The sequence below is a fragment of the Pseudomonas sp. GT1P32 genome (assembly GCF_054897805.1).
On the sequence record NZ_CM142704.1, the window covers coordinates 814,954 to 833,159 of the forward strand.

General features: G+C 58.9%; 16 protein-coding genes and 1 pseudogene. 7 read left to right on the forward strand and 10 right to left on the reverse strand.

The genetic code is table 11. The annotated features are described in order from the left end of the window. Positions 1-6: 6 nt before the first annotated feature. The 10 genes from paaD to paaF all read right to left on the reverse strand — a co-directional run bounded on the left by paaD (position 7) and on the right by paaF (position 8,980). On the reverse strand, positions 7-540 hold the full coding sequence (paaD, locus tag ACYZUC_RS03835) for a 1,2-phenylacetyl-CoA epoxidase subunit PaaD (protein WP_461993698.1): 534 nt from the start codon (positions 538-540) through the stop codon (positions 7-9). Further along, entirely contained in the window at positions 527-1,288 is a 762-nt protein-coding gene (gene paaC, locus ACYZUC_RS03840) for a 1,2-phenylacetyl-CoA epoxidase subunit PaaC (protein WP_461993700.1), read from the reverse strand. The genes paaD and paaC overlap by 14 nt, the downstream gene beginning before the upstream one ends. 8 nt (positions 1,289-1,296) lie before the next feature. After that, positions 1,297-1,578 carry a 1,2-phenylacetyl-CoA epoxidase subunit PaaB gene (gene paaB, locus ACYZUC_RS03845; protein WP_003208899.1) on the reverse strand — a complete coding sequence of 94 codons (282 nt, stop codon included), beginning with the start codon at positions 1,576-1,578 and terminating at the stop codon, positions 1,297-1,299. A 27-nt stretch (positions 1,579-1,605) separates the two neighbouring features. Beyond that, positions 1,606-2,595 carry a 1,2-phenylacetyl-CoA epoxidase subunit PaaA gene (gene paaA / locus ACYZUC_RS03850; RefSeq protein ID WP_461993701.1) on the reverse strand — a complete coding sequence of 330 codons (990 nt, stop codon included), beginning with the start codon at positions 2,593-2,595 and terminating at the stop codon, positions 1,606-1,608. A gap of 176 nt (positions 2,596-2,771) precedes the next feature. Beyond that, positions 2,772-4,097: a phenylacetate--CoA ligase PaaK gene (gene paaK / locus ACYZUC_RS03855; protein ID WP_461993703.1), complete on the reverse strand. Its 1,326-nt coding sequence runs from the start codon at positions 4,095-4,097 to the stop codon at positions 2,772-2,774. Positions 4,098-4,197: 100 nt separating this feature from the next. Beyond that, the gene (gene pcaF, locus ACYZUC_RS03860; RefSeq protein ID WP_461993705.1) at positions 4,198-5,409 is read right to left on the reverse strand and encodes a 3-oxoadipyl-CoA thiolase; all 1,212 of its coding nucleotides are present in this window, start codon (positions 5,407-5,409) and stop codon (positions 4,198-4,200) included. Beyond that, complete coding sequence (gene paaI / locus ACYZUC_RS03865) at positions 5,402-5,851, reverse strand: hydroxyphenylacetyl-CoA thioesterase PaaI (protein WP_461993707.1); 450 nt, start codon at positions 5,849-5,851, stop codon at positions 5,402-5,404. The genes pcaF and paaI overlap by 8 nt, the downstream gene beginning before the upstream one ends. Continuing rightward, positions 5,844-7,361 carry a 3-hydroxyacyl-CoA dehydrogenase PaaH gene (paaH, locus tag ACYZUC_RS03870; protein WP_461993710.1) on the reverse strand — a complete coding sequence of 506 codons (1,518 nt, stop codon included), beginning with the start codon at positions 7,359-7,361 and terminating at the stop codon, positions 5,844-5,846. The genes paaI and paaH overlap by 8 nt, the downstream gene beginning before the upstream one ends. 3 nt (positions 7,362-7,364) lie before the next feature. Continuing rightward, positions 7,365-8,156, reverse strand: coding sequence for a 2-(1,2-epoxy-1,2-dihydrophenyl)acetyl-CoA isomerase PaaG (gene paaG, locus ACYZUC_RS03875; protein ID WP_461996814.1), 792 nt, complete (start codon positions 8,154-8,156; stop codon positions 7,365-7,367). A 50-nt stretch (positions 8,157-8,206) separates the two neighbouring features. Further along, positions 8,207-8,980, reverse strand: coding sequence for a 2,3-dehydroadipyl-CoA hydratase PaaF (gene paaF, locus ACYZUC_RS03880; RefSeq protein WP_461993712.1), 774 nt, complete (start codon positions 8,978-8,980; stop codon positions 8,207-8,209). 350 nt (positions 8,981-9,330) lie between these two features. Between paaF and paaY the strand changes: the two genes are divergently transcribed. The 7 genes and pseudogenes from paaY to ACYZUC_RS03915 form a co-directional block, all read left to right on the forward strand. After that, positions 9,331-9,930 carry a phenylacetic acid degradation protein PaaY gene (gene paaY, locus ACYZUC_RS03885; protein WP_461993713.1) on the forward strand — a complete coding sequence of 200 codons (600 nt, stop codon included), beginning with the start codon at positions 9,331-9,333 and terminating at the stop codon, positions 9,928-9,930. A 79-nt stretch (positions 9,931-10,009) separates the two neighbouring features. Further along, a complete protein-coding gene (paaX, locus tag ACYZUC_RS03890; RefSeq protein WP_461993715.1) occupies positions 10,010-10,933 on the forward strand; it encodes a phenylacetic acid degradation operon negative regulatory protein PaaX in 924 nt (307 codons plus the stop codon). A 102-nt stretch (positions 10,934-11,035) separates the two neighbouring features. Continuing rightward, positions 11,036-11,950, forward strand: a complete 915-nt coding sequence (gene feaR, locus ACYZUC_RS03895) for a transcriptional regulator FeaR (protein WP_461993717.1) — start codon at positions 11,036-11,038, stop codon at positions 11,948-11,950. 247 nt (positions 11,951-12,197) lie between these two features. Continuing rightward, entirely contained in the window at positions 12,198-13,700 is a 1,503-nt protein-coding gene (locus ACYZUC_RS03900; RefSeq protein WP_461993718.1) for an aldehyde dehydrogenase family protein, read from the forward strand. A 64-nt stretch (positions 13,701-13,764) separates the two neighbouring features. Further along, on the forward strand, positions 13,765-15,870 hold the full coding sequence (locus ACYZUC_RS03905; RefSeq protein WP_461993721.1) for a PQQ-dependent dehydrogenase, methanol/ethanol family: 2,106 nt from the start codon (positions 13,765-13,767) through the stop codon (positions 15,868-15,870). A gap of 88 nt (positions 15,871-15,958) precedes the next feature. Then, positions 15,959-16,828, forward strand: coding sequence for a transporter (locus ACYZUC_RS03910; protein WP_461993723.1), 870 nt, complete (start codon positions 15,959-15,961; stop codon positions 16,826-16,828). A gap of 1,067 nt (positions 16,829-17,895) precedes the next feature. Beyond that, a pseudogene (locus ACYZUC_RS03915) lies at positions 17,896-18,153 on the forward strand (HAMP domain-containing protein); the annotation flags it as partial. Positions 18,154-18,206: the final 53 nt, after the last annotated feature.

Sequence of the window (18,206 nt, forward strand, 5' to 3'; positions counted from 1 at the left end):
CGCCGCTCAGATGCACTTGAAATAGTCGAACGGTTCCCGGCAGTTGACGCAGCGGTACAGTGCCTTGCATGCGGTGGAGCCAAACTCGCTGAGCACTTCGGTGTGCGCGCTGCCGCATTGCGGGCAGACGATCTGCGGGCTTTCACCGAGCAGGCTGCGTTTGCTGCTACTGCCGTTGGGCGGAGCAATGCCGTAGGCGCGCAGGCGCGCGCGACCGCTGTCGCTGATCCAGTCGGTGGTCCAGGCCGGGGTCAATTTGCGCTCCAGTTGCGGTGCCCTGAAGCCGGCGAGTTCCAGCGCCTCGCGGATATCGCTTTCGATCACTTCAGTGGCGGGGCAACCGGAGTAGGTCGGCGTGACCACCACATGCAGATGCCCGGCCTGCCAATCGAGATCGCGAACGATGCCCAGATCGACCACGCTGACCACCGGTACTTCCGGGTCCATGACCTGTGCCAGGGTCGCCCAGGCCGCTTCCAGATCGGTCGGTTGAACCGCGCGTGCGCCTTGGTCGCTGGCGATCAGCTCACCAGGTCGCATCGGGGTACGCTCGTGGCAGTGATTGCATCTCGGCCAGCAGAATGCCCAGGTGTTCGCTGTGCAAACCGCGGCGGGCATTGAGGTAGAAGTAGCTAGGCGCGGCTGGCACTGGAAGGGTGGCGCTGGCAAAGATTTCGCTGACTTTGGCTTGCCAGGCAGCGGCTATGTGCGCGGCGTCCGGGGTGATGCCGGCGGCGCACAGGCGTTGTTCATTGTCATCAGCGGTTACCAGTTCGAGGGTGAAGCGCCAGACCTTGGGGATGGCTGCGAGCATGCGTTTGTGGCTTTCCTCGGTGCCGTCGCCCAAGCGCTCGACCCATTCGCCGGAGCGGCGCAGGTGATAGGTCACTTCTTTCACCGCTTTGGCGGCGATGCCGGCGATACGTTCATCGCTGGACTGGCTCAGACCGCTGAGCACCTGCAAGTGCCAGGCGTCGTAGAGGAATTGTTTGAGAATGGTCACCGCATAATCGCCGTTGGGTTGTTCCACCAGCAGCAGATTGCGATAGGACCGCTCATCACGGCGGAATGCCAGGTGGTCGGCATCACGGCCGTCATCCAGCAGTTCGGCTGCGTACTCCAGCCAATTGCGCGCCTGGCCTACAAGGTCGAGGCCAACGTTCATCAGCGCCAGTTCTTCTTCCAGCGCCGGGGCATGGCCGCACCATTGGCACAGGCGTTGGCCCTGGATCAGGGCGCTGTCGCCCAGACGCAGCAAGTATTCGATCAGATCAGTCTTGGTATTCATGGTCGACCTCACATGTGCCCGACTTCGGCCGGCAACTCGTAGAAGCTGGCGTGGCGATAAACTTTGTCGTCCGCAGGGTCGAACAGCGGGTCTTTTTCATCCGGCGACGAGGCGGTGATCAGCGCCGACGGCACGACCCACAGGCTCACGCCTTCGCTGCGGCGGGTGTACAACTCGCGCGCGTTCTCGATGGCCATGGTGGTGTCGGCGGCATGCACGCTGCCGACATGCTTGTGGTTGAGGCCGTGCTTGCTGCGCACGAAAACTTCAAAAAGGGTCCATTCAGACATATCAGTGACTCCACATCAGGTGACCGATCAGGCGGCGTTCTTGTTCTGTTTTTTGCGAGCGTGGGCGACCGCGGCTTCGCGGACCCAGGCACCGTCTTCAATGGCCTTGCGGCGGGTGGCAACGCGTTCCTGGTTGCACGGGCCGTTGCCCTTGAGCACTTCGTAGAACTCGTTCCACTGGATTTCGCCGAAGTCGTAATGGCCGCGCTCGGCGTTCCACTTCAGGTTCGGGTCGGGGCAGGTGCAGCCCAGTAGTTCCAGCTGCGGGATGGTTTGGTCGATGAAGCGCTGACGCAGTTCGTCGTTGCTCTGGCGTTTGATTTTCCAGGCCATGGACTGGGCGCTGTTTGGCGAGTGTTCGTCGCTTGGGCCGAACATCATCAGCGACGGCCACCACAGGCGGTTGATCGCGTCCTGGACCATATCTTTTTGCGCCTGATTGCCGTGGCGCATCATGGTCAGAAGGATTTCGTAGCCCTGGCGCTGGTGGAAACTCTCTTCTTTGCAGATCCGCACCATGGCCCGGGAGTAGGGGCCGTAAGAGGTGCGCTGCAGGACCACCTGATTGACGATTGCGGCGCCGTCCACCAACCAGCCCACCGCGCCCATGTCGGCCCAGTTCAGCGTCGGGTAATTGAAGATGCTCGAGTACTTGGCTTTGCCGCTGTGCAGCTTGGCGATTTCTTCATCGCGGTCTGCACCGAGGGTTTCCATGGCGCTGTAGAGGTACAAGCCGTGGCCGGCTTCGTCCTGAATCTTCGCCATCAGTTGCAGTTTGCGTTTGAGCGATGGCGCGCGGGTGACCCAGTTGCCTTCGGGCAGCATGCCGACGATTTCCGAGTGGGCGTGCTGGGAAATCTGCCGGATGAGGGTTTGGCGATAGGCATCGGGCATCCAGTTTTTTGCTTCGATCTTGATTTCTGAATCGATTTTTTCCTGGAAGGCGCGTTCCTGTTCGGACATCTCCGACAGGTCCTTGATGCGCTTCACTCCGGTTTCTACAAGCTGTGCGTACATGTGCTGTCTCCCGCCATGAATCTGTTCAAAGGCATGGATAACTTTATAAGCGATACAGAAACTAATATCAAACACAAAATGTAGTGTCATGTGTATTTTTGTATCGCTTTGCGCTGAGCGGTCTTTTCTGCGGGCAAAAAAAAGCCCCGCCTAAGCGGGGCCATAAGGTGCAGCAGTCATGCTTTCGGACGTTTGTCCATGACGTGGCAGGCCTTGCCTTCAGAGCGCTTGATCGAGTGCATAGGCTGCAAAATGATACGAGTACTGATACCGATGTAGGTTTTGATGTGGCGGCTCAACTCGGCGGACACGGCTTTCTGCTGTTCATCGTTCAGGTGTTGATGTTCAGCCTTGAGCTCCACGTGTACATCGACGCTGTCGAGATTGCCATTACGATACAGATGAATCTCATAACACTCTGCAAGCTGTTTGATTTTCAGCACCTGCTCTTCGATCTGGGTCGGGAATACGTTGACCCCGCGGATGATCAGCATGTCGTCGCTGCGCCCGGTGATCTTGTCGATGCGCCGCATCGGCCGCGCGGTGCCCGGCAGCAGGCGCGTCAGGTCGCGGGTGCGGTAGCGGATCATCGGCAAGGCTTCTTTACTCAATGAGGTGAACACCAGCTCGCCCATCTGACCGTCCGGGAGCACTTCACCGGTCACCGGGTCGATGATTTCCGGGTAGAAGTGGTCTTCCCAGATGGTCGGCCCATCCTTGGTTTCCGCGCATTCCATGGCGACGCCTGGTCCCATGATTTCCGAAAGGCCGTAGATGTCCAAAGCGGTAATGCCCAGGCGCGCTTCGATGGCGCTGCGCAGTTCGGCGGTCCAGGGTTCGGCGCCGAAGATGCCCAGGCGCAAGGCCAGTTTGTGCGGGTCGATGCCCTGGCGCTCGATTTCATCGGCGATATTGAGCATGTAGGACGGCGTGACCATGATGATGTCCGGCTGGAAATCCTTGATCAATTGCACTTGCTTTTCGGTCTGGCCGCCGGACATCGGAATTACCGTGCAACCCAGGCGCTCGGCGCCGTAGTGGGCGCCGAGGCCACCGGTGAACAGGCCGTAGCCATAGGAAATATGCACCTTGTCGCCGCGTCGGCCGCCACCTGCGCGGATCGAGCGCGCAACGATATTGGCCCAGGTATCAATGTCATTTTGGGTGTAACCCACCACCGTTGGCTTGCCGGTGGTGCCGCTGGAGGCATGCAGGCGTACCACGTCATGCATCGGCACAGCGAACATGCCGTAGGGGTAGTTGTCCCGCAGGTCGGATTTGGTGGTGAACGGGAATTTCGCCAGATCGTCCAGGGATTTGATGTCGTCCGGGTGCACACCCAGCGCATCGAAGCGTTGACGGTACAGCGGCACGTTCTGGTACGCGTGGTTCAGGCTCCAGCGCAGGCGTTCGAGCTGGTGCTGACGCAGTTCGTCGAGGCTGGCGGTTTCCATCGGGTCCAACTGTGAATCAAGCACGGCTTTGGCAATTGGCATGTTCATGACTTCACTCGAATTGTTTTTGTGTTTCAGCCCTCCCGAAGAAGGGCATTGAGTGCATGCCCCAAGGATACCTCTCGGCTCCCCGGGAATCGCGATTCTTTTAGTGGGGTATACGCTCGATGATCAGGGCGATGCCCTGACCGACACCGATGCACATGGTGCACAAGGCATAGCGGCCCTGAAGCTCTTCCAGTTCATGCAGGGCGGTGGTCACAAGCCGCGCGCCGCTCATGCCCAGTGGATGACCGAGAGCGATGGCGCCGCCGTTGGGATTGACCCGCGGATCGGTGTCGCTCAGGCCGAGTTCACGCAACACCGCCAGGCCCTGGGCGGCAAAGGCTTCGTTGAGTTCGATCACGTCCATGTCGGCCAGGCTCAGGTTGGCCAGTTCCAGTACCTTGCGGGTCGCCGGGACGGGGCCGATGCCCATGATCCGCGGTTCGACCCCGGCGGTGGCCATGGCGACCACCCGGCCGCGAGCTTTCAGCCCGTGGCATTTGGCAATTTCCGGGCTGGCCAACAACAGCGCGCACGCACCGTCATTGACCCCGGAGGCATTGCCGGCGGTGATGCTGCCGCCTTCGCGGAATGGCGTGCCGAGCTTCTGCAACTGCTCAAAAGTGGTGTCGCCACGGGGATGCTCGTCATGCTCGACGACTTTGGCCGGGCCTTTGCGCTGGGGAATTTCAACCGCAACGATTTCCTTGGCAAAACGCCCGCTGGCCTGGGCTGCGGCGGCGCGTTGCTGGCTGCGCAGGGCAAAGGCGTCCTGATCGGCGCGGGAAATATTGAACTGCGCGGCGACGTTTTCCGCGGTTTCCGGCATGGAGTCGATGCCGAAGGCTTTTTTCATCAGCGGATTGACGAAACGCCAGCCGATGGTGGTGTCGTAGATTTCTGCCTGACGGGAAAATGCCTGCTCGGCCTTGCCCATCACCAGTGGTGCGCGGGACATCGATTCCACGCCGCCCACCAGCATCAGCCCGGCCTCGCCACAGCGAATTGCCCGGGCGGCCGTGCCTATCGCATCCAGCCCGGAACCGCACAGGCGGTTGAGGGTGGTGCCGGGCACGCTGACCGGTAACCCGGCCAGCAAGGCCGACATGCGTGCGACGTTGCGGTTGTCTTCACCGGCCTGGTTGGCGCAGCCGTAGATCACATCGTCGACCGCGTTCCAGTCGACTTGCGGGTGGCGTTGCATCAGTTCGCGCAGCGGCACCGCGCCGAGGTCGTCGGCGCGCACGCCGCTCAGGGCTCCGGCGTAGCGTCCGATCGGGGTCCGCACCGCATCGATGATCAAGGCATCATTCATTCGGGTTCTCCTGCGCCAGCACAGTGCCGCGCACTTTGTAGGATTTGCCATGGAACAGGGCGATCAACTGGCCCTGCTGGTTTTCAATGCGCACGTCGTAGTTGCCAGTGCGACCGGAACGGCTCTGCTCGATGCAGTCGGCGCTCAAGGTGTCGCCCAAGCGTGCCGGGGCGATGTAGTCAATGCTGCAGCCGATGGCGACCGTGGCTTCGTTGTAACTGTTGCAGGCAAAGGCAAACGCCGAGTCGGCCAGGGCGAACAGATAACCGCCGTGGCAAGTACCGTGGCCCTGGATCATGTCGGCGCGAACGCTCATGCCCAGTCGTGCGCAGCCGGGGGCGACCGAGAGCAGGCGCATGCCCATCGCCTGGCTGGCAACGTCGCGCTTGAACATCGTTTGCGCGCAGGTGCTGGCCAGGCACAAGGCTTCATGATCAGTCATGCAGAGTCCTCCCTTCGGCGACCCGCCGACGCAGCAGCAATGACGGCCGATAACGCTCTTCGCCGTAACTGGCTTGCAGGTTTTCCAATACCTTGAGGACATGCGAAAGCCCGATGGCATCGGCCCAGGCCAGCGGGCCTTGGGGATAGTTGACGCCGGCGCGCATCGCCAGGTCGATGTCGCTGGCTGAGGCGACGCCTTGCAACAAGGCGTCGGCGGCTTCGTTGGCGAGCATGACCACGGTGCGAAGTACGGCAAGTGCAGGGCTGTCGCTGAGTTGGCTGACGGTCAGGCCGGCCCGCTGCAGCAGAGCGACACCCTGTTGAAGAGCGATGTCATCAATGTTCTCGCAATAGCTGATGGCGATTCGACGGGACTGCGCGTAGTCGAACACCAGATCCAGCAAGATCAGGTTGCGCAGGCCCTCTTCCCTGGCGCGCTGACAGGCCATGCGCCCGTCGCTCAGCGCCAGTACGGCATCACCGACCCGCAGCAATCCGCGCCCATCGCGCTCGATAACTTCGACGCCATGCTCGCGCAAGCGTGGAATCAAAGATTGGGCAATGCCCAGGTTGCCTTCCGCGATACAGGTTTCAACTTGCCGCTCGCTAATGATCGACGCGGGAGTGGGGCGTTCGGCAGCTTCGCCGTAGTTGTAAAAGCCATGGCCGCTCTTGCGTCCCAGGCGCCCGGCGTCCACCAGCTCTTTTTGAATCAGTGAGGGCTGGAAGCGGGTATCGCCGTAATAGGCATCGAACACCGAGCAGGTCACCGCATAGTTGACGTCATGGCCGATCAGGTCGGTCAGCTCGAAAGCGCCCATGGCAAAACCACCGGCATCACGCATCAGCGCATCCAGGGTCGGGCAATCGGCGGCGCCTTCCTGGAGCAGGCGCAAACTCTCGGCGTAGAACGGTCGGGCCACGCGGTTGACGATAAAGCCCGGAGTGGAGCGGGAATGCACAGGTTTCTTGCCCCAGGCCTTGGCGGTGTCGTAAAGACATTCAGCCAGCGCTGGATCGCTGGCCAGACCCGAGACGATCTCAACCAGCGCCATGATCGGCGCCGGGTTGAAAAAGTGCAGGCCGAGCAGGCGTTCCGGACGGCTCAGCTGCGCCGCGATACTGGTAATCGACAGCGAGGAGGTGTTGCTGGCCAGAATGCAGCGCTCACTGCAGAGGCTTTCCAGCTGCCGGAACAGGGCGCGTTTGACCTCCAGGTTCTCGACGATGGCTTCGATGATCAGGTCGCAATCGACCAGGGCTTCGATGGTTTCCACCGCTTGCAGGCGAGCGATGGTTGCAGTCCGCGCCTCGGCCGTCAGTTTGCCTTTTTCGACCCGTTTGCCCAGCTGTCGGTCAATGCCATCAATGGCCTGGGCGGCGGCGCCGGGGCGATTATCCAGTAACAGAGCCGGATGCCCGGCCTGTGCGGCGACCTGGGCAATGCCAGCACCCATGGCGCCGGCGCCGATTACAGCGATGAGAGCGTTGGTGTTCAGTGCGGTCATGGCTCAGCGCCCCTTGAAGCTTGGGCTGCGTTTTTCCATGAAGGCGCTGACGCCCTCACGGTAATCTTCGCTGCGCCCGGCCAGACGTTGCAGGTCTTTTTCCAGCTCTAGCTGCTCGTCAAAACTGTTGCTCATGCTGGCGTTCAGGCTGCGCTTGATCAGCGCCAGACCGTAAGTCGGTTGAGTGGCCAGGTGGCGGGCGAGCGTCAAGGCTTCATCGCGCAGTTCGGCGTCTTCAACGCAGCGATAGATGAGCCCCCATTGCTCGGCTTGCTCGGCACTCAAACGATTGCCCAGCAAGGTCAGTGCCTTGGTCCGCGCCATGCCGACCAGGCGCGGCAAGGTCCAGGTGCCACCAGAGTCGGGGATCAGGCCGATTTTGCAGAAGGCTTGAATGAAGCTGGCCGAGCGCGCCGCCAGCACCAGATCACAGGCCAGCGGGATATTCGCCCCGGCACCGGCCGCCACGCCATTGACCGCGCAGATCACTGGTATTGGAAGATCGCGTAACTGACGGATCAGCGGGTTGTAGAACTTCTCAATGGACTCACCCAGATCCGGCGCGGCATCGCCCGGCGCGACATTGCGGTCGCTCAGGTCCTGCCCGGCACAAAAGCCGCGACCTTCACCGGTCAGCAGCAAGACACGCACATCCGGATTCTGTCGGACTTGTTTCAGCGCTTCTTTCACTTCGCCATGCATCTGCGAATTGAAGCTGTTGAGCTGGTCCGGTCGATTGAGGCTGAGCAGGGCGACGCCGGCCTCGATGGAAAACAGGATGTATTCGAAGTTCATGGTCATGGCGCTCTCTAAGAGGTCGTTCAAATCAGTGGCTGATGACCGGGTTATTGCCCGGTGAAGGTCGGCGTGCGTTTTTCCTGAAAAGCCTGAATGCCCTCGTCGCGGTCGCGGGTGCCCGCCAGGACGGTGAAGGCGTGGCGTTCAAAGCGCAGGCCGCTGGCCAGGTCGGTGTCCATCGCCTTGAGCAGCGCTTCCTTGGCTAGACGCACGGCCAGCGGTGCTTTTCCGGCGATGTTGCGGGCAATCTGCAAAGCGCGTTCGACGGTGAATTCCGGTTGGGTGACTTCGCTGATCAGGCCGGCGCGTTGGGCCTGGTGAGCGTCGATCGGCTCGCCGGTCAGGACCATCTGCATGGCCATGGACTTGCCGACGGCGCGCAGCAGACGTTGGGTGCCACCGGCGCCGGGCATGATTCCGAGATTGATTTCCGGCTGGCCGAAACGAGCGTCTTCACCGGCAATGATGATGTCGGCGTGCATGGCCAGTTCACAGCCACCGCCGAGGGCGAAGCCGTTGACTGCAGCGATCAGTGGTTTGGTGAAGCGGGTGATGCTCTGCCAGGAGGCCTGTCGTGGATCATCGAGAATGCCAACCAGATCGCGCTCGGCCATTTCCTTGATGTCGGCACCGGCAGCGAAGGCTTTGCGACTGCCGGTGAGGACTACGACGCGGGTATCGGGATCGGTTTGTGCGGTGCTCAGTTCGGCGGCCAATTCACCCAGCAACAGGGTGTTGAGGGCATTTAGCGCTTGTGGGCGCTGCAGGGTAATCAGGCGGACGCCCGGTTCGAAAAACTCGACAGCAAGGGTGTGAGGCATGGCGGATGCCCTCGGTGCACGCACGGCTGCGATGCCGGCTCATTGTTGGATCGGCTCGGTTGGCCGGTTTTGCCCGAGTATACCTACAATACGATACACAAAATCAAGCGCAAAATTGAATTGCTGTGTCTTAATGGTGTGATTTCTATTTTTTATTCATGTCCGTAAAGGTCGTTAAACGAGGCTTGGTAAGCGTATATATTGGCTTAGATGGCTGATTTATGAGTGGTGGATGGTGGCGTTGAGCTGGGTTTTATAAGTGATACGGTTTTTTGTTCTTTGTGCTTGCAAAGTGATGTGATACAAAATGAGGCTACATTGGCATCGCTTTGCGCTTTAAGGAATGTTCTATGACTTGCTATAGCCTCGATGGCCTGACCCCGGTGGTTGACCCCAGTGCTTACGTTCATCCTTCAGCCGTGCTGATCGGCGACGTGATTGTCGGCCCGCATTGTTACGTTGGGCCGCTGGCCAGTCTGCGTGGGGACTTTGGCCGGATCGTGCTGGAGGATGGCGCCAATCTGCAGGACACCTGCGTGATGCACGGCTTCCCGGACAGTGACACGGTGGTCGAACGCAACGGCCATATTGGTCATGGTGCGGTGTTGCACGGTTGCCGGATTGGCGCCGATGCGCTGGTGGGCATGAATGCCGTGGTGATGGACAACGCGCGGATTGGTCCTCGCTCATTCGTCTCGGCGGCGGCCTTCGTCAAGGCCGGCTTCGAATGCCCCGAGCAGTCCCTGGTGATGGGCGCACCGGCCAGCGTCAAACGCACCCTCAGCGATGAAGAAGTGTCGTGGAAACAGGCGGGCACCCGTGAGTATCAGCAATTGGCCAAGCGTTGCCTTGAGCAGATGCAAGTCTGCGAGCCGCTGAGCGAACCGGAACCCGATCGCCCGCGAATCAGCGATAGCGGTTTGCGGCCCAAGGGGGCGGCGGCACTATGAGCATGCTGTGCAACAGCACGATGGTCATGAGGCCCGGTCGCCGGGTATATTTCAGCCTTTTTTCCTGTCCGGTACGCCCATGTCGTCCCTTGCTCCGTTGAATTCTCTTATCACGCGCTTTCAGGAGCAGACGCCGATCCGCGCCAGCTCGCTGATCATCACCCTTTACGGGGATGCAATCGAACCCCACGGCGGGACAGTCTGGCTCGGCAGTCTGATCCAGTTGCTCGAGCCGATCGGTATCAACGAACGGCTGATCCGTACCTCGATTTTTCGCCTGACCAAAGAAGGCTGGCTCACCGCCGAAAAAGTCGGTCGCCGTAGCTACTACAGTCTGACCGGTGCCGGTCGACGTCGTTTCGACAAGGCCTTCAAACGGGTCTACAGCTCCACAGTGCCGGCCTGGGACGGTTCCTGGTGCCTGGTGATGCTCTCGCAGTTGACTCAGGACAAGCGCAAACAAGTGCGCGAAGAGCTTGAGTGGCAAGGTTTTGGTGCGATCTCGCCGGTGGTGCTGGCCTGCCCCCGCAGCGACCGTGCCGACGTTAATGCCACGTTGCTGGATCTCGGCGCCCAGGAAGAGACCATCGTCTTCGAAACCACCGCCCAGGACGTGCTGGCGTCCAAGGCGCTGCGAATGCAGGTGCGGGAAAGTTGGAGTATTGAAGAACTGGCGACCCATTACAGCGAGTTCATTCAGTTGTTCCGGCCGCTCTGGCAAGCACTTCGCGAGCAAGAGAACCTGCAGCCGTCCGACTGCTTCCTGGCGCGGGTTCTGCTTATTCATGAATATCGCAAATTGCTGTTGCGCGACCCGCAGTTACCGGACGAGTTGTTGCCCGGCGACTGGGAAGGCCGCGCCGCACGACAGTTGTGCCGCAACATTTACCGGTTGATCTTCGCCAAGGCTGAGGAATGGCTAAACAGAGCACTGGAAACTGCCGATGGCCCGTTACCGGATGTCGGCGAAAGTTTTTATCGGCGTTTTGGCGGACTTAAATAGCCCGCCATCGTTCAGGGAGAGTTGCTGTTCAGGAGATCCGAAGCATCCCGATTTATCGTGGATTGGCGTAAATAATAAAAATAAGCCTGCGTGAGGCCTGACATGATTTCTACAACTGCACGTCGCCGTGATGGGTTTGATCAGTGGATCCATCAGATCAATCAGATCTGCGGCGCCTTCAACGCACAAACCTTGGGCGCTGAGTTTTCCGGCCAGATCCGGGAATACCAAAGCGGAGCGCTGAAACTCAGTTTTGTCGATGCCTGCCAAGCTCGGCTGTATCGGACGCCGTTGGAAGTCGCCGCTGGCGAAGGGGGTAAATACTTTGCGGTATTCCAGCTCGACGGCACTGCCGGTATGGCCCAAGGCGCCAATCGGGTTTTATTGTCAGCCGGTGACATCACGTTGATTGACGCTTCACGCCCCAGCGACTTCACCTACAGTGAGAGCTCCCGGCAGTTGTCGTTGATTCTGCCGTATCCGCTGGTTGAGCGGACCCTGCGCTTCAACCAGGTCAAGTGCGGTCACCGGATTGCCGCGACATCACCCATCGCGATGCTTTCTCACCACTTGATACTGGATGCCACTCGCCAGAAATTGAGTGCGCAGGAGAGCGACGCGACCCTGGACGCCATTGTCAGTCTGCTACGTCCGGTAATCAGCCAAGCCTGTGATGAAACAGATCTGCATGAGCGCCTCTTTCGTAAGGCGCTTGTTTTTATTGACGACCATATCCGATCACAAGAGCTATGCCCTGAATGGCTGGCGAGCGAGGTCGGTGTGTCGATGCGCGGTCTTTACCGGATGTTTGCCAAGCGAGGCTTGGTGGTGGCCCGATACATCAAGAGTCGCCGCCTGGATTTGTGTGCTGAATCCCTGCGCCAATCGAAAACGGAACAAAAACTCTCGGCGCTGGGTTATTCCTGGGGGTTTTCAGATTCCAGCCACTTCTGCACGGCGTTCAAGTCGCGTTTCGGGATTTCGCCCGGGGAATATCGCAAGAGACACGTCGGATGAAGCAAAGAGCTGAATCGCGCAGCAGTAAAAAAGGAGGCCTTCTACAGGTCTCCTTTTTTGTGTTTATGCGTTATCGATTACGCGGATGCGAGCCAGATTGGCAGGGATAGAAATGAGTCTGGCACAAAGAAAAAATCCCCTCGGTGATGGCTGATTTAGGCTCTGCTGTAAGCGTCGCGGCCTCTGGCTTGTCGTGATCAGGTTAGCGTCGCGCAGTTACTCAAATCATCAGTGTGAGGCCAGGATCATGAATCGCAGCAACAAAGTCGTGACACTCGACAGTGTCATCGCTTTCCTTAAGCGAACCCACGGCTTGTATATCAATGGTGGCTGGGTCGATGCCCAGTCCCGCGATACCTTGCCGATATACGACCCCGCAACCGGTCTTCAGATCGCTTCAACAGTCGATGCCAATCAGCAGGATGTGGAGCGTGCAGTACTCTCGGCGCATAAAGCATTCCTCTCGGGAGTCTGGTCGCGTCGCCTACCAGCTGAACGCGAGCGTGTATTGCTGCGCTATGCCGACCTGCTCGAACAACATGCCGAAGAACTGGCGCAACTGGAAACGCTGGAACAGGGCAAATCGATCAATATTGCCCGGGCCTTTGAAGTCGGAAGCACCTTGAACTGGATGCGCTATACCGCAGGCCTGAGTACCAAGATTTGTGGTCGTACGCTGGATGTGTCGATTCCAATTCCAGAAGGTGCGCGCTACACCGCTTATACCCGCAAAGAGCCCATCGGTGTCGTTGCTGGCATCGTGCCTTGGAACTTTCCGCTGATGATTGGCATGTGGAAAGTGATGCCGGCATTGGCGGCGGGTTGCTCAATCGTGGTCAAACCTTCGGAGCTGACACCGCTGACGCTGATGAGAATGGCTGAACTGGCGACCGAAGCCGGCGTGCCGGACGGCGTGTTCAACCTGGTGACTGGCAGAGGGGCTGTGTGTGGCGGCACGCTAACGACGCACCCGTTGGTTTCCAAAATCAGCTTCACGGGCTCGACTGTGACAGGCAAGCACATCGCCCGCTCTGCGGCGGATCGTTTGACTCGCCTGTCACTGGAACTGGGTGGGAAAAACCCATCGATTGTGTTGGCGGACGCCGACCCGCAACAGGTCATCGAAGGGCTAATGATGGGCAGTTTCCTGAATCAGGGGCAGGTGTGCGCTGCCAGTTCGCGGATCTACATTGAAGCGCCGTTGTTCGATCGCTTGGCGGCAGACTTCGAACAGGCTGTTAAAGGCTTGAGCCTCGGGCCGGGCATGGACATGACGGCTCAGATCAATCCTGTTGCTTCCAGGGCGCATCAACAATCCGTACAGGCTTATCTGGTCGACGCCCAGGATAAGCACGCCGAAATTATCAGCGGCAAGTCGGTACCGGCTGGAGACGGCTATTACGTGAGTCCTTCGTTAGTCATCAATCCGGATCCCGGCTTGTTGTTGACTCGCAATGAAGTGTTCGGCCCGGTCGTGACCCTGACCCGGGTCGCAAACGCGCAGGAGGCCATTATCCAAGCCAACGATAGTGACTACGGGCTCACTGCGAGCCTGTGGACCACCAACCTCAAGTCAGCCATGGACCTTGTACCGCGTATCGAAGCTGGAACGGTGTGGGTCAATAGCCACACGTTGATTGATGCCAACCTGCCATTCGGCGGTTTCAAACAGTCGGGCACCGGTCGGGATTTTGGCGTTGACTGGCTCGACGCCTACACCGAATCCAAGTCTGTCTGCATTCGACATTGAGCCTGCATTGTCCTTCTGAATCGACGCCCGCTGTCTGACCAGCCTCACTGGGATTACAAAAATAATGAAACGCTTGATATTGCTGATGCCGCTTGCCGTTTTAAGTCTGACGTCGCTCGCCTTTGGTGCTTCGATGCCAGCCGATGTCGACGAACACCGAATGCTCAACGCCGGCCAGGATAAGCAGAACTGGATGGCTCACGGACGCACTTACGATGAGCAGCGCTTCAGTCCGTTGATCCAGGTGAACGATAAAAATGTCTCCAGTCTAGGTCTTGCCTGGACGCAGAAACTCGACATCGACCGTGGAACGGAAGCCACGCCCATCGTTGTTGACGGCGTGATGTATACCACCGGGGCGTTCAGCATTGTCTACGCCTTTGACGCCGCGACCGGCCAACCGCTTTGGAAATACGATCCGAAGATCCCAATGGAAAAACTGAGCCAGGGATGTTGCGACGTGGTTAACCGCGGGGTAGCCGTGTGGAAGGGTAAGGTCTATGTGGGCAGCTTCGACGGACGCCTGATTGCTCTGGATGCGGCCACGGGAAAACCGGTGTGGAGCGTGGATACCATCGCCGATCCGAGCAAGAGCTACACCATTACTGGTGCGCCCCGCATCGTCAAAGGCAAGGTACTAATTGGCAATGGCGGAGCCGAATTTGGTGTGCGCGGTTACATCTCGGCGTATGACGCAGAGACCGGAAAGCAGATCTGGCGCTTCTACACCGTGCCAGGTGATCCGGCCTTGCCACCGGAGAATGACGCGATGGCCAGGGCCATGAAAACCTGGAAGGGTAATGGCTGGGTCAAGTGGGGCGGTGGAGGCACCGTATGGGACTCAATGTCCTACGATGCAGACCTCGATCTGCTTTACGTGGGCACGGGTAATGGTTCCCCATGGAACTACCAGTTCCGAAGCGAGGGCGAGGGCGACAATCTCTACCTGTCCTCCATTGTCGCGTTGCGGCCGGAAACAGGTGAGTATGTCTGGCACTTCCAGGTCACGCCCGGCGACCGCTGGGATTTCACTGCCACTCAACAGATCATCCTGGCTGACATCAAGATCGACGGGAAACTGCGCAAAGTATTGATGCAGGCACCGAAGAACGGTTTTTTCTACGTGATTGACCGTACCAATGGGCAGTTCATCTCGGGCAATAATTTCGTTCAGGTCAATTGGGCCAGTGGCCTGGACCCGAAATCGGGTCGCCCGATCCTCACTGCCCAGGCGGACTACTCCAAAGAACCCAAAGTGGTGCAGCCGAGTTTTCTGGGGGGCCACAGCTGGCATCCCATGTCGTTCAACCCGGCAACGGGCTACGTCTATATACCGGCCCAGGACACGATGGCTGAGCTGAAGGCCGCCGCTGAACCGCTGTTTCTCCCCACCCGGTCGGTGGTCAATTTTGGTCTCGATGTGCCCGACTTGCCGGAAGATCCGAAAATTCTGAATCAGATCCGCAGTGCCTGGCGCGGGCACTTGATCGCCTGGGACCCGGTCAAGCAAAAGGCTGCCTGGACCCAGGATTATGTGGAGTCGGGTAACGGTGGCACCTTAAGTACGGCGGGCAATCTGGTATTCCAAGGCACTTCCGACGGGCGAGTGGTGGCCTATAGCGCCGATAAAGGGCAGTTGCTATGGGAGCATCGCGCCAACTCGGGTGTGCTGGGTGGGCCTATCACCTATGAAGTCAAAGGCGAGCAATACGTCGCCTTTATGGCTGGGTGGGGAGGTGTCATGCCGTTGATTGCCGGTCCGCTGACGGATAAGGGCAAGGTGCGGCCTGAGTCACGCGTCCTGGTCTTCAAACTGGGCGCCAGCGCCTCATTACCGCCTCCACGCCTGGCGCCGGTGATGCCGCCCGAGGCCGCCAAACTGACGGCATCGGCTGACGAGGTCAAGCAGGGCCGGACGCTGTTCAACGGCATGTGCGGTGCCTGCCATGGTCTGAACGCGGCCAGCGGCGGTGTGATTCCGGACTTGCGCTACCTCACGCCTGAAAAGCACCTGGCCTTTGTCGGTATCGTCAGCGGTGCCTTCATGAACAAGGGAATGCCCAGCTTCGCCGGTGTATTGGATATGCAGCAAATGGAGCTGATTCACCAGTACATCATCAAGCGCAGCCTGGACCTGCGAGCCGTCACTGAGGCGGCCACCGCGCACTGACAAACACTCACTGCGCCCGGGCGTTTCACGGGCGCGGTGACGACTGTCGTGTCTGAATCCGTTCCAACAACAATAATCAGGTGGACTCATGAAATCGCTTCTATCGAACAAGCGCGGTGTATGGCTGTGCGCGGTAACCTTGGTAATCACAGCCACGCATGCCTTCGCTGACATCAAGCCCGACTCAGGGGATTACGCAGCCTTGCCGGCAGGCACCGACCTTGCTCTGCTTTATCAACAAAATCCGCGCATAGACAAGGCCTATAGCGGTGGCCAGCGCGTGGCGAACAATCTCGACTTGGACCTGACCGTGGAGGTGCTGCGTCTGGTGCACTTTACGGAGTTTTTTGACACGGGTTATATCTGGGACCCGCAACTCATCATTCCCTATGGGCATCAGGATCTGGGCGCTACAGGACAGAAAAACAGCGGTATTGGTGACGTTACCTTCGGCGCCACGCTCTGGACCCTGGCGGACATGGTGCGCAATCGGCACCTGGGCTGGTCCATGTTTATCACCGCCCCCACAGGCGCCGACAAAAACGAGGGTTTTGCCTTGAGCAACAACCGCTGGGCCGCGGATTTCCAGGTGGGTTATGTGCACGGTTTCGATGAACATTGGACCTGGGATGTCATCGGTGAAACCGAGTTTTATCAAGAACAGCGCGACACGGGGGCTCATCGCGATCCATTGATCCAGTTACATAATCATCTGCGGTACAACTTCACCCCGCAAACATCCGTGGCGTTATCTTATCGCCACAACTGGGGCTCAAGAGAAACGCTCGACGGTCAGACGCTGCAGACCAGCCATGACAACGGCACGCTCGGCTTTTCGGCTACGACTATGCTCGGCAAGCAGTGGCAGGTGATGGGGCAGTACTGGCGTGATGTCACCGTGCGCTCTGGACCGATGACCGATAACTCGGTGCAGTTTCGCGTTGCCTACATTTACTGAGCATCGGAACCGGCACCACAGCATTTATCTGTCTTTATGACGGTTTTTAGAGCATGGACGATGTCAGGGATCCAGTCTGGATCGTCCGCCTTACTGGCGTAAGTATCATGAAATCAAGTTCCATTCAGCGTACGATTTTATGGCTGGCGGGCCTGGTCATCATCGCTTCGATCGCATCGTTGCTGGCCTATCTGCTCTATGCCAATCATCGCAGCCAACAGGCCATCGATGACCGTGTAGGGCAGGTACTCCGCGAAAAATTGCGTATTCAGTTATTGGCTCAGGCCGGGGAGCAGGTGGCATTGATCCGTCATGAGCTGGGGGTTGCGGTTAACGTCACCCAGCAATTGATTGAGGTTAATACTGCGTTCGGCTCTGATGAGTCGACCGTGCGGTCGGCACTCACCGAGTTATTACGCCTTCTGCTCGTCCATAATCCCGGCCTCATCGCTACGTTTATCGGTTGGGAGCCTAAGGGCCTGGATGGCACATCGGAGCGCTTCTTGCCGGTCTGGATACGCAACTCAGCGGGACAGCCTGAGTTGACTCATTTGGCCGGGATGGAGAGCCTTGAGCTGGCGCCCGAGGGAGTACGTAAGGGCGACTTTTACTTATGCCCGAAGGAGCGCGGTCAACTGTGTGTGCTGGACCCCATTGCTTACCCTGTGAAGGACAAGACGGTCCTGCTAGTTTCGGTATCCGCACCGATCATCGTGGATGGGCAGTTTCGCGGAGTGGTTGGAGCAGATCCGGACATTGGATTCATTCAGGAATTGGCCCGTAAAACGGCAGCCAATCTTTACGATGGCAAAGCGGAGGTGGCCTTGTTCGGCGGCAATGGCCGCGTGATCGCATATAGCCGTGATCCTGGGCAGTTGAATAAGACCAGCGACGCGCTGCTTGATAACTCAGAGCAGGATCGCCTGTCACGCCCGGACCAACCTTTCACGTTTGCGGTTGATGAACATGAAAATCGGGTTGAACTGTTTCTGCCGTTCTCACCCGGTTCGCAAGGCAATCAATGGACGATGATGATCCGGATACCGGCTGACATCGTGTTCGCCGATATGAGGGCACTTTCGAGCGAATTTAATGCCGATAACCAGACGACGCTTCTTCAAGCATTGTTGATCGCTGCACTGGTTTCATTTATTGGCCTGTTGCTGATCGGCAGGGTGGGGCACGGTATCGCCAGGCCAATGAGATCGATGGTGAAGGTCCTCAGGGACCTTGGTTTGGGGCAAGGTGACTTGACCCTCCGTTTGGGCGAGGAGCGCCATGATGAGCTGGGAGCGATCGCTCGGGGCTTTAATGTGTTCTTGGGCAAGCTACGGGAGCTGGTGAACGGGATCGTCGATTGCAGTGATCAGATTAATTT